This is a genomic window from Thomasclavelia cocleata (genome assembly GCF_900102365.1).
Taxonomy (GTDB): Bacteria; Bacillota_I; Bacilli_A; order Erysipelotrichales; family Coprobacillaceae; genus Thomasclavelia; species Thomasclavelia cocleata.
Genome location: NZ_FOIN01000032.1, coordinates 18,738 through 31,017, shown reverse-complemented (window position 1 = coordinate 31,017; position 12,280 = coordinate 18,738). Strand labels below are relative to the sequence as shown.

The window sequence follows — 12,280 nt, the reverse complement described above, 5'->3', positions numbered from 1 at the left end:
GGATTAAAAAGGATGACAGGAATAGAAGTGGCTTTATACATATTCAAAAACGGAATAGATAATGATATAATTGGTTTAACAGACCAGGGAGTGATAAATATCATGAAAAAGAAGTTGGAAAAGTTTAATGAAGAAGCCGAGTTAAGAGATATGTATTATAAAAGAGATTTAAACAGGGCAGCAAATGAATCAGAAAAACAGGAAATATATGAAAAAGGATTGGCTGAAGGAGAAATAAAGGGCTTTGCTAAAGGCGAATTAAAAAGAACTAATGATTTAATTGAAGCGAGATATGGAATAAGAGAAGAGGAATGGGTATTATCACTGAATATTAAGCAGTTAAAAGCAATTGACAAAATAATTTTTAAAGAAGAAGAGTATCAAATGTTTAAACAGTTAATAGAAAATATAAGTTAATAAATTATTAGAATTAAACTCTTGATAAGAAAAAGGAAAGCAATGGCAGAAATTTCTGATTACTGCTGTGCTTTCTTTTTTTATTTATTTTTAACAATAAATTGCTGATCAATTACATTATTAAAGCTATTAATGATAAAATCTTTAGTAAGTCCCTTAGAATATCGATTATGAGTTTTTTCAATATCATTATTATATTGATCTACTGGGATAAGTTTAAAGTTTTCAAGATTATGATTATAGTAATTGATAATAGGAATACAGTTAATATTAGTTATTGAGACAGTATTGTTCTCTTTTATAAAATTCATTTGTAGAATCATAGAGATGTTATAAGCGTTGGCAAATTCTTGGTTAGCACGAGTCACTTGATTATCGGCAGAAACAAATGATCCTAAAGAATAAACAACTAATGTTTTTTTGTTATTATGTTCCAACCATTCAATTGGTTGGATGCAATGAGAATGATGCCCAATAATAACATCGACACCCAGCTCATTTAAATAATTAGCAAGTTCTTTTTGTTCGTTGTTAATTGTATAAGTAAATTCATTTCCCCAATGAACACTAACAATTACAATATCACTAATTAATTTAGCTTGAGTAACTTCATTTTTTATAATTTCTTTATGATTATCATCTAATTTCATAGTATCAAGATTACGATAATAACCTATCAAATCCTGATTTTGATAATCTAATTTATTAGTTTTATATGTATAACCTAAAAAACTGAAAGTAATATTATTAATGGATTTAGTAGGAATATGTTGACGAGCATCTTTTGATTCATAAACTCCAGTAGTTAAAATATTGTGTTGTTTAAAAAAATTGATTGTATTATTACGACCTTCAATACCTGCATCATTTGCATGGTTATTTGCGAGATTTACAGCATCAATACCCATACTGATTACATGTTCACCAATTTCATTAGGTGCATTGAAACTATAGCCTGTACCAGATATTTTTAGCTCACTACCACCGATAGGGACTTCCATGTTTGCGAGTGTTAAATCATCATTTAAAAAATATGGTTTAACTAGATCATAGTATCCTTTATTGTTATAATTTGATCCAATCCAATCATAATATGGTTGTTCGTATAATAAATCACCAATAAATGAGGCATTAACTATTTTTTTTGTTTCTTTGTTAAGAGATTTGGAAACAGATTTATTAGATGTATGATCTTTATTAAGAAAATAAAATAATCCTATAGTAATGCATATAAGTAATAATAAGGTACAAGTTATTTTAAATGATTTTTTATGTTTTGTTTTTTTCAATTTTATCACCATTAATATTGTATCATGTTAAAATATAAATATACTCTTAATTATCCTGAAAAATTTTTGCATATTCTTAATATTAATTAGTTATTTAGTTTTAATAATATTTTATGATTAAAATATTTGTAGAATTAAATAAAAGTATATATATGTTTTTTAATAATTGTATTTGTGAAATAATTAATTAATAACAAAATAAATTATTGTATCAAAATTTATGAAAAAAGGTTGACTTCGACAAAATAACGGGCTATCATATTCAGTAACATAACTTAAATACTTTGATAGGAACTAGTAGGTAGATTTACTAAGCGTAGAGAGATTCTGAATGGTGAAAAGAATTGTTAGTAATTTATTGAACTCATCCTTGAGTGGAGCGCTGAATCAAGTAGGTGGCTACGGAATGCAACCGTTATCTAGCAAGAGTATGAACTATATATAATAGCGTACTTGGTGAGGTTAATATCGTGAGGTATTAATAAATTGAGGTGGAATCACGGGGTTACTATACTCTCGTCCTCGAAATGGCATAGCCTGTCATTTTGAGTGCGGGAGTTTTTTTATAAGTATTTATTATGCAAAGGGAGGAAGCAAAAATGATGAATTATCAAAAGTATAAAAGATTTGAGCCAATCAATTTTAAAGAACGTACTTGGCCTGATAAACAAATTAAAAAAGCACCAACTTGGGTCTCTGTAGATTTACGTGATGGTAATCAGGCACTGATTACACCAATGAAAATTGAAGAAAAAGTAGAAATGTTTCAACTCTTAGTCGATATGGGATTTAAAGAAATAGAAGTTGGTTTTCCTTCTTCTAGTCAGATAGAATATGATTTTTTAAGAATTTTAATTGATGAAAATTTAATTCCTGATGATGTCACTGTTCAAGTATTGACTCAAGCCAGGGAACATTTAATTAGAAAAACTTTTGAATCATTAAAGGGACTAAAAAAGGCAATTGTCCATGTATATAATTCAACTTCAGTATTACAACGTGATGTTGTCTTTAATAAGAGTAAAGATGAAATTAAACAAATTGCTGTTGATGGAGTTAAATTAGTTAAAGAACTAAGCAAAGAATTTGATGGGGAAGTAATTCTAGAATATTCACCAGAAAGTTTCACTGGAACAGAACTTGATTATGCTTTAGAAGTTTGTGAAGCTGTGATGGATGAATGGGGAGCATCTAAAGATAAAAAAGTAATTATCAACTTGCCATCAACTGTTGAAATGGCAACACCAAATGTTTATGCTGATCAAATTGAATGGATGTGTAAACATTTTACTGATCGTGAACGTGTAATTGTTTCACTTCATACTCATAATGACCGTGGATGTGGGGTTGCTGCTACAGAACTTGGAATTATGGCTGGAGCTGATCGAGTTGAAGGAACTCTATTTGGTAATGGTGAAAGAACTGGAAATCTTGATATTATCAATGTAGCTTTAAATATGTTCACTCAAGGTGTTGATCCAGAACTTGATATGAGTAATATTAATAATATAAAACATGTTTATGAAAAAGTTACAAAGATGGAAATTCCGCCTCGTCAACCTTATGTAGGAAAACTAGTCTTTACAGCATTTTCTGGTAGTCACCAGGATGCTATTAACAAAGGGACTCATGCGATGCATGAACGTCAGAGTAAAATTTGGGAAATTCCATATTTACCAATTGATCCAAGTGATTTAGGACGTCAATATGAACCAATTGTGCGGATTAATTCACAATCAGGTAAGGGTGGAGTAGCATATGTAATGGAAAGTATGTATGGTTTCCATTTGCCAAAAGGATTACAGGTTAATTTTGCAAAAGTAATTCAAGATATAAGTGAAGAAGAAGGAGAAGTTTCTCCAGAAAGAGTCTATGATACATTTATTGAAGAATATGTAGATATTGATGAACCTTATCGCTTTATTAAACAGAAGCTGATTGATATAAGTGAAGATGATAGTGAATTTGAACGTCGAGCAGAAATTACGATTGAGGCTCATGGTGAAGTTACAACTTTAACAGGATATGGTAACGGTCCAATTGATGCTGTTAAAAATGCTTTAAATTCACTTCCAGATATGTATTCACACTTATTGGATTATAGTGAACATGCGTTAACTTCAGGATCAAGCTCAAAAGCAGCAGCTTATGTTTATTTAAGGGCTAAGGGAAGTGCTAGACAAGAATATGGGGTAGGGATTCATCCGAATATTACAACTGCGACAATTAAAGCAATTGTATCAGGAATGAATCGTTTATCAAAGACGATGAAATAAGAAGAAAGGGGCTGATAATATGAATCGTTTAGTATTATCATTATTGGTGGAAAATAATCCTGGAGTTTTAAGTAGAGTAGCAGGTTTATTTAGTCGACGTGGCTATGGAATTGATAGTTTAAGTGTTGGTAAAACAAATATTCCTGGTGTTTCCAGAATGACAGTTGTAGCAGTTGGTGATGAATTAATTTTAAATCAGATTGAAAAACAACTAGGAAAACTTGTTGAAGTTATTGAAATTTTTCCATTAGAACCAGATAAATCAGTTTATCGGGAGTTAGTTTTAATTAAAGTAGAAGCTGATGAAAAACAACGTTCTTCAATTGTTTCTATTGTCGATATCTTTAGAGCACGAATTATTGATGTTGCACCAGCATCGCTGGTAATTGAGGTTACAGGTGATCAATCAAAGATTGATGGTCTGCTTGCCATGTTAGAAGGTTTCAATGTTGTTGAGATGGTTAGAACTGGATTATCTGGTATCAAACGTGGTCTTAGCGAAATTGATATAGAAAGTCATAACAAATAGAAATAGGGGGATTAGAAAAATGGCTAAAATTTTTTACGAATCAGATTGTGATTTATCTTTATTGGACGGTAAAACTGTTGCCGTAATTGGGTATGGTTCTCAAGGACATGCTCATGCATTAAATATGAAAGAATCAGGAGTAAACGTAATTATTGGTTTATATGAAGGTTCTAAATCTTGGGCAAGAGCTGAGGCTCAAGGGTTTGAAGTATATACTTCAGCTGAAGCTGCTAAAAAAGCTGATATTATCATGATTTTAATTAATGATGAATTACAAGCTAAATTATATAAAGAATCAATTGAACCAAACTTAGAAGAAGGAAATATGTTAATGTTTGCTCATGGATTCAATATTCATTTTGGACAAATTGTTCCACCTAAAAATGTTGATGTAACAATGGTTGCCCCAAAAGGACCAGGGCATACAGTTCGTAGTGAATATCAAGCAGGAAAAGGTGTACCTTGTTTAGTTGCTGTTGAACAAGATGCTACAGGTCGTGCTCAAGATATCGCTTTAGCTTATGCTTTGGCAATCGGTGGAGCAAGAGCTGGTGTTCTTGAAACTGATTTTAGAACAGAAACAGAAACAGATTTATTTGGTGAACAAGCTGTATTATGCGGAGGTGTTTGTGCATTAATGCAAGCTGGTTTTGAAACTTTAGTTGAAGCTGGATATGATCCAAGAAATGCATATTTTGAATGTATTCATGAAATGAAATTGATTGTTGATTTAATTTATCAAAGTGGATTTGCAGGAATGAGATATTCAATTTCAAATACAGCGGAATATGGAGATTACATTACAGGACCAAAGATTATTACAGAAGATACTAAAAAAGCAATGAAACAAGTATTAAAAGATATTCAAGATGGTACTTTTGCAAAAGATTTCTTATTAGATATGTCTGAAGCTGGTGGACAAGCTCATTTTAAAGCAATGAGAAAATTGGCTAGTGAACATATTTCTGAAAAAACTGGAGAAGATGTAAGAAAATTATATAGCTGGTCTGATGAAGATAAATTAATCAATAACTAATTGATTAATACAATACACACTTTTGTGTGTTGTAACTAAGGAGTAAAATTACTCCTTAATTACAACCTACAAAGGTAAGATAAGGGGGATTATAATCATGGCAATGACTATGACACAAAAAATATTAGCTAAACATGCAGATTTAGATGAAGTAGTGGCAGGACAACTTATTGAAGCAAAGCTTGATGTTGTAATGGCTAACGATATTACAGGACCTATGGCATTACCAATCTTTTACCAAATGGCAGATAAGGTCTTTGATAAAGATAAAGTTGTTTTGGTGCCTGATCATTTCACACCAAATAAAGATATTAAATCAGCTGAAAATTCTAAAGCAATCTTAGATTTTTCAAATAATCAATGTTTAACACATCATATGGAACAGGGTAAATGTGGGGTTGAACATGCAATTTTACCAGAAAAAGGAATTGTTGTTGCTGGTGAATGCATTATTGGAGCTGATTCACATACATGTACTTATGGTGCTTTGGGTGCATTTTCTACAGGTGTAGGAACTACTGATATTGCAACAGGTATGGCAACAGGTGAATTATGGTTTAAAGTACCAAGTGCAATTAAATTTGTTTTAACTGGGAAACCATCTAAATATGTTAGTGGTAAAGATATTATTTTGGATATCATTACTCGTATCGGGGTTGATGGGGCTCGTTATAAAAGTATGGAATTTGTTGGTGAAGGAATTCAATATTTAACTATGGATGATCGTTTCACTATTTGTAATATGGCAATTGAGGCTGGGGCTAAAAATGGAATATTCCCAGTTGATGATTTAACAATTGAATATATAAAGAGACATTCTACTAAAGATTATACTGTTTATGAAGCTGATGAAGATGCAGTGTATGATGAAGTGATTGAAATAGATTTAAGTAAAGTTAGACCAACTGTAGCCTTCCCTCATTTACCAGGGAATGGACATACAATTGATGAAATTGAAATAATGGATAAAATTATGATTGATCAGGTGGTAATTGGTTCTTGTACAAATGGTCGTCTATCTGATTTACGTAAAGCAGCTGCTATTCTTAAAGGAAAACAAGTGGCTAAAAATGTTCGAGTAATGGTTGTTCCAGCGACTCAAAAAATCTTTGTTCAATGTATCCAGGAAGGTTTAGCAGAAATCTTTGTTGAAGCTGGATGTGCTTTTAATACACCAAGCTGTGGACCTTGTATGGGAGGTCATATGGGGGTTATGGCTAAAGGTGAAAGATGTGTGTCAACAACTAATCGTAATTTTGTTGGTCGTATGGGGGATACAGAAGCTTTGATTTATTTAGCTTCTCCAGAAGTAGCAGCAGCTAGTGCTATTGCTGGGTATATTGCAAATCCTGAAAAAGTAGGTGAAGAGTAATGAAAATATATAAATATGGTGATAACGTAGATACAGATGTAATTATTCCAGCTCGTTATTTAAATTCATTTGATGCTAAAGAGTTAGCTAGTCATGCAATGGTGGATATTGATCCTGATTTTGCTAAAACAGTTGAACTAGGTGATATTATTGTTGCTGGAAAAAATTTTGGTTGTGGTTCTTCAAGAGAACATGCGCCATTATGCTTAAAGACAGCAGGAACTAAATGTGTAATTGCTGAAAGTTTTGCTCGTATCTTTTATCGTAATTCAATTAATATTGGTTTTCCAATTATGGAATGTCCTGAAGCGGTATTGGGAATTGATAAGGATGATGAAGTAACTGTTGATTTTTCAACTGGTATAATTACTAATGTTACTAAAGGTCAAACTTATCAAAGTCAGCCATTTCCAGAGTTTTTACAAAAAATGATTGAAGTAGATGGTTTAGTCAATTATGTAAATAGTAAAAAGGGGTAAGAATGATGGAAAAAAATATTGCAGTAATTAAAGGTGATGGGATTGGACCAGAAATTGTAGAAGAAGCAATGAAGGTATTAGATGCTGTTGCTAATAAATATAGTCATAAATTTAATTATACCCAGATTTTAATGGGAGGGGCTTCAATTGATGCACATGGTGTACCATTAACTGATGAAGCTTTAGAAATCGCTAAAAATAGTGATAGTGTTTTACTAGGTTCAATTGGTGGGGATACAACTACTTCACCATGGTATAAGTTAGAACCAAATCTTAGACCTGAAGCAGGTTTATTAAAGATTCGTAAAGAATTAGGATTGTTTGCTAATTTAAGACCAGCAGTTTTATATGATGAATTAAAGGGTGCTTGTCCTTTAAAAGAAGAACTAACTGAAGGTGGGTTTGATATGATGATCATGCGAGAACTTACTGGTGGTTTATATTTTGGAAAGCGTTCAACCAAAGAAGAAAATGGTGAATTAGTGGCTCATGATGCAATGAGTTATAGTGAAACAGAGATCAGAAGAATTGCAAAACGGGCATTTGATATTGCAATGAAACGTAATAAAAAAGTTACTAGTGTTGATAAAGCTAATGTTATTGATACTTCTAGATTATGGCGTAAAGTTGTAAGTGAAGTAGCCAAGGATTATCCAGAAGTAACATTAGAACACATGTTAGTTGATAATTGTGCAATGCAATTAGTTAAAGATCCAAAGCAGTTTGATGTTATCTTAACGGAAAATATGTTTGGTGATATCTTAAGTGATGAAGCGAGTATGGTGACTGGATCAATTGGAATGTTATCTAGTGCTTCTTTACGTGAGGATAAATTTGGAATGTATGAACCAAGTCATGGTAGTGCTCCAGATATTGCTGGTAAAAATATTGCTAATCCAATTGCAACTATTTTATCAGCAGCAATGATGCTTCGTTATTCATTTGATTTAGATCAAGAAGCAAAAGATATCGAAGAAGCAATTGAAAAAGTGTTAAAACAAGGATATCGTACAGCTGATATTATGTCAGAAAATAAAACAATAGTAGGAACTAAAGAAATGGGTGACTTAATAGTTGCCAATTTATAAAGAGAAAAGGGGGAAATAAAATGCGTAGTGATAATGTAAAAGGTGGAACTGAAAGAGCGCCACATCGATCATTATTTAATGCTTTAGGATATACAGACGAGGAATTACAACGTCCATTGATTGGGGTTGTAAATTCATATAATGAAATTGTACCAGGGCATATGAACCTTGATAAAATTGCTGATGCAGTTAAAAAGGGAATTTACTTAGCTGGTGGGGTACCAATCGAAATACCAGCTATTGCAGTATGTGATGGGATTGCTATGAATCACACAGGAATGAAATATTCATTAGTTACTCGTGAATTAATTGCTGATAGTACAGAAGCATTGGCTACAGCTCATCAGTTTGATGGTTTAGTTATGATTCCTAATTGTGATAAAAATGTACCTGGTTTATTAATGGCTGCTGCTCGCTTAAATATTCCAACTGTTTTTGTATCAGGGGGACCAATGTTAGCAGGACGCAAGGTAGATGGAAATAAAACTTGTTTATCTTCATTATTTGAGGCTGTGGGACAGTTTAATGCAGGTACAATTACTGAAGAAAAACTTCATGAAATTGAACAAAAAGCTTGTCCAACTTGTGGATCATGTTCAGGGATGTATACAGCTAATTCAATGAACTGTTTAACTGAGGTTTTAGGAATGGGACTTAAAGGAAATGGTACTATTCCAGCTGTATATAGTGAAAGAATTAGACTGGCAAAACATGCTGGAATGCAGATCATGGAATGTATTAAAAAGGATATTAGACCACGTGATATCATGAATGAAAAAGCTTTTCATAATGCTTTAACTATTGATATGGCACTTGGTTGTTCAACAAACTCAATGCTTCATTTACCAGCCATTGCTCATGAAGCAGGAGTTGAATTAAATTTAGAAATAGCAAATGAAATTAGTAAGAAAACTCCCAATCTATGTCATTTAGCACCAGCTGGTGATACATTTATGGAAGATTTAAATGATGCTGGTGGTGTATATGCTGTAATGAATGAAATTAATAAACTTGGTTTATTGCACACTGATATTATGACTGTAACTGGTAAAACAGTTGGTGAAAATATTAAAGATTGTATTAATTTAAATCCTGAAATTATTCGTCCTGTTGAAAACCCTTATGCACCATATGGTGGAATTGCAGTATTAAAAGGAAATTTAGCTCCTAATGGAGCAGTGGTAAAACAATCAGCAGTAGCTAAAGAGATGATGGTTCATAGTGGACCAGCTCGTGTGTTTGATAGTGAGGATGATGCAATTGCAGCAATTAGAGCTGGTAAGATCGTTAAAGGTGATGTTGTTGTAATTCGTTATGAAGGACCAAAAGGTGGACCAGGAATGCGTGAAATGTTATCACCAACTAGTGAGATTGCAGGAATGGGCTTAGATAAAGATGTTGCCTTGATTACTGATGGTCGTTTTTCTGGGGCTACTAGAGGGGCTTCAATCGGGCATGTTTCACCAGAAGCCGCAGCTGGAGGACCAATTGCTTTGGTTGAAGAAGGCGATATTATCAATATTAATATTTTAGAACATTCTATGAATGTTGAAGTAAGTGAAGAAGAATTAGCTAAACGTAAGGCAAAATGGCAGCCAAGAAAGCCAAAAATTACGACTGGATATTTGGTAAGATATGCCTCAATGGTAACTTCTGCTGATCGTGGAGCAATTCTTGAAGCTAAAGAAGATAAGTAATAAGGAGGGAATTGCGATGAAGTTAACAGGTTCAGAAATTGTTGCAGAGTGTTTAATTGAACAAGGTGTAGATACTGTGTTTGGTTATCCAGGGGGAACAATTTTAAATATTTATGATGCATTGTATAAGTATCAAGATAAGATTCATCATATTTTAACATCCCATGAACAAGGAGCTGCTCATGCAGCTGATGGATATGCTAGAGCAACAGGAAAAGTCGGAGTATGTATGGCTACTTCAGGACCAGGGGCTACTAATTTAGTTACTGGAATTGCTACTGCATATATGGATTCGACTCCTCTTGTTGCAATTACTGCCAATGTAGCGGTATCTTTGCTTGGTAGAGACAGTTTTCAAGAAATAGATATTACTGGTGTAACAATGCCAATTACTAAACATAATTTTATTGTTAAGGATATTAAAAATTTGGCTCCAGCAATTCGTAAAGCATTTCAAATTGCTAAAGAGGGTCGACCTGGGCCAGTATTAGTGGATATTACAAAGGATGTAACAGCTGCTTCTATTGATTTTGAACCATGTGTACCTGAGGTAATTGAACCACGAAAATATACTTATGGTAGTGTTGATTTAGATGAAGCGGTTAAAATGATTGAAGCTAGTGAAAAGCCATTTATTTTTGTTGGTGGTGGAGCAATTGCTAGTGGTGCTTCTAATGAGTTAAAAGAATTTGCAGAAAAGATTGATGCACCTGTTACTGATTCATTAATGGGTAAAGGGGCTTATGACAATACTCGTCCACGTTATACTGGTATGCTTGGAATGCATGGTACGAAGGCTTCTAATTTTGGAGTTAGTAGATGCGATTTGTTGATTGTTATTGGAGCACGTTTTTCTGATCGGGTTACTGGCGATACAAATCGTTTTGCTAAGGATGCTAAAATTATTCATATTGACGTTGATGCAGCTGAAATTAATAAAAATATAATTGTTGACTTAGGGATTGTTGGCGATGCTAAGAATATCTTAGCGGAATTGAATGCTAAACTTACAAGACAAAATCACCCTCATTGGTTAAAAGAAATTCGTGATTTAAAAGAACAATATCCATTAGAATATGCTGGTGAAGGATTGACAGGGCCATATGTTATTGAACAGATTGATTATTTAACAAATGGTGAAGCAATTATTTGTACTGATGTTGGGCAACATCAAATGTGGGCTGCTCAATATTATCACTATAAATATCCTCGTCAGTTTATTTCATCTGGTGGAGCAGGAACAATGGGGTTTGGTTTAGGTGCTGCTATGGGAGCTAAATTAGGTAATCCTCATCAAATGGTTTTCAATATTGCAGGTGATGGTTGCTTTAGAATGAATATGAACGAACTAGCAACTTTAAGTCGTTATAATATTCCAGTAATTCAAGTAGTTATAAATAATCAGGTATTAGGAATGGTTCGTCAATGGCAAACACTGTTCTATGGACAACGTTATTCAAATACGATCTTAACGGATAAAGTTGATTTTTGTAAAGTTGCTGAAGGTTTAGGATGTAAAGCTATTAAGGTTACAACTAAAGAAGAAGTTGCTCCAGCGATTAAAGAAGCTTTGGAACACAATGGGCCTGTTGTGATTGAATGTGTAATTGATAAAGATGATAAGGTATTCCCAATGGTTGCACCAGGAGGACCAATTGCTGAAACGTTCGATGCTACAGATTTAAAAAATAAATAATATGTTAAAGCTATAGACTATGGTTTATAGCTTTTTTTAACCATTGAATCCTTAAATTGAACCGTTGGATCAATAAAAATAAAAAATCAAATAAAATCATTTATAATAGAATTACCAGATATCAATTAGTTAGAAAAAAGTTGGAGAGAGATGATGGATAAATATTAAAGAAAATTATATAGAAAGAATAGATTTATTTTGGGGTTCGTGATGCATATATTATAGTAATTGATAGATAAGTTAAAATGGATAATTATAGCCTCTAATAAAAATTAAAGAACTGAAAATATTTATAATATCTTTAAAAATCCTCTTTGTTGATAATTTATATGTATTTGAATAGATTGCTTAGTCTGAAGTAGAGTTAAATAGTTTTATGATATAGAAATAGTAGCTTAACA

10 protein-coding genes and 1 other annotated feature are annotated in these 12,280 nt (G+C 32.6%); of the genes, 9 read left to right on the top strand and 1 reads right to left on the bottom strand.

Annotated features, from left to right (window positions below; all coding sequences use genetic code 11):
* On the top strand, positions 1 to 417 hold a 417-nt coding region (locus tag BMW96_RS10555; protein ID WP_218139421.1), incomplete at its 5' end, for a hypothetical protein.
* An 80-nt stretch (positions 418 to 497) separates the two neighbouring features.
* Here the strand turns inward: BMW96_RS10555 and BMW96_RS10550 are convergent.
* Complete coding sequence (locus BMW96_RS10550) at positions 498 to 1,715, bottom strand: CapA family protein (RefSeq protein WP_418361238.1); 1,218 nt, start codon at positions 1,713 to 1,715, stop codon at positions 498 to 500.
* A 266-nt stretch (positions 1,716 to 1,981) separates the two neighbouring features.
* Positions 1,982 to 2,233: a binding site (T-box leader), on the top strand.
* Between the two features lie 72 nt (positions 2,234 to 2,305).
* On the opposite strand from BMW96_RS10550, the gene leuA reads away from it, so the two are divergent.
* From leuA to ilvB, 8 genes are all read left to right on the top strand, one after another.
* Positions 2,306 to 3,982: a 2-isopropylmalate synthase gene (gene leuA / locus BMW96_RS10545; RefSeq protein ID WP_092355519.1), complete on the top strand. Its 1,677-nt coding sequence runs from the start codon at positions 2,306 to 2,308 to the stop codon at positions 3,980 to 3,982.
* A 19-nt stretch (positions 3,983 to 4,001) separates the two neighbouring features.
* Positions 4,002 to 4,511, top strand: coding sequence for an acetolactate synthase small subunit (gene ilvN / locus BMW96_RS10540; protein ID WP_092355515.1), 510 nt, complete (start codon positions 4,002 to 4,004; stop codon positions 4,509 to 4,511).
* A gap of 19 nt (positions 4,512 to 4,530) precedes the next feature.
* Complete coding sequence (gene ilvC, locus BMW96_RS10535; protein WP_092355512.1) at positions 4,531 to 5,547, top strand: ketol-acid reductoisomerase; 1,017 nt, start codon at positions 4,531 to 4,533, stop codon at positions 5,545 to 5,547.
* Positions 5,548 to 5,644: 97 nt separating this feature from the next.
* Positions 5,645 to 6,919 (top strand): 3-isopropylmalate dehydratase large subunit, encoded by a 1,275-nt coding sequence (gene leuC / locus BMW96_RS10530; protein ID WP_092355509.1) that lies wholly within the window; start codon positions 5,645 to 5,647, stop codon positions 6,917 to 6,919.
* The gene (locus tag BMW96_RS10525; RefSeq protein WP_092355506.1) at positions 6,919 to 7,398 is read left to right on the top strand and encodes a 3-isopropylmalate dehydratase small subunit; all 480 of its coding nucleotides are present in this window, start codon (positions 6,919 to 6,921) and stop codon (positions 7,396 to 7,398) included. The genes leuC and BMW96_RS10525 overlap by 1 nt, the downstream gene beginning before the upstream one ends.
* Positions 7,399 to 7,403: 5 nt before the next feature.
* Complete coding sequence (gene leuB / locus BMW96_RS10520) at positions 7,404 to 8,486, top strand: 3-isopropylmalate dehydrogenase (RefSeq protein ID WP_092355528.1); 1,083 nt, start codon at positions 7,404 to 7,406, stop codon at positions 8,484 to 8,486.
* A 20-nt stretch (positions 8,487 to 8,506) separates the two neighbouring features.
* On the top strand, positions 8,507 to 10,183 hold the full coding sequence (gene ilvD, locus BMW96_RS10515; protein WP_092355502.1) for a dihydroxy-acid dehydratase: 1,677 nt from the start codon (positions 8,507 to 8,509) through the stop codon (positions 10,181 to 10,183).
* A gap of 16 nt (positions 10,184 to 10,199) precedes the next feature.
* Complete coding sequence (ilvB, locus tag BMW96_RS10510; RefSeq protein WP_092355497.1) at positions 10,200 to 11,879, top strand: biosynthetic-type acetolactate synthase large subunit; 1,680 nt, start codon at positions 10,200 to 10,202, stop codon at positions 11,877 to 11,879.
* The last annotated feature ends 401 nt before the right edge of the window (positions 11,880 to 12,280 follow it).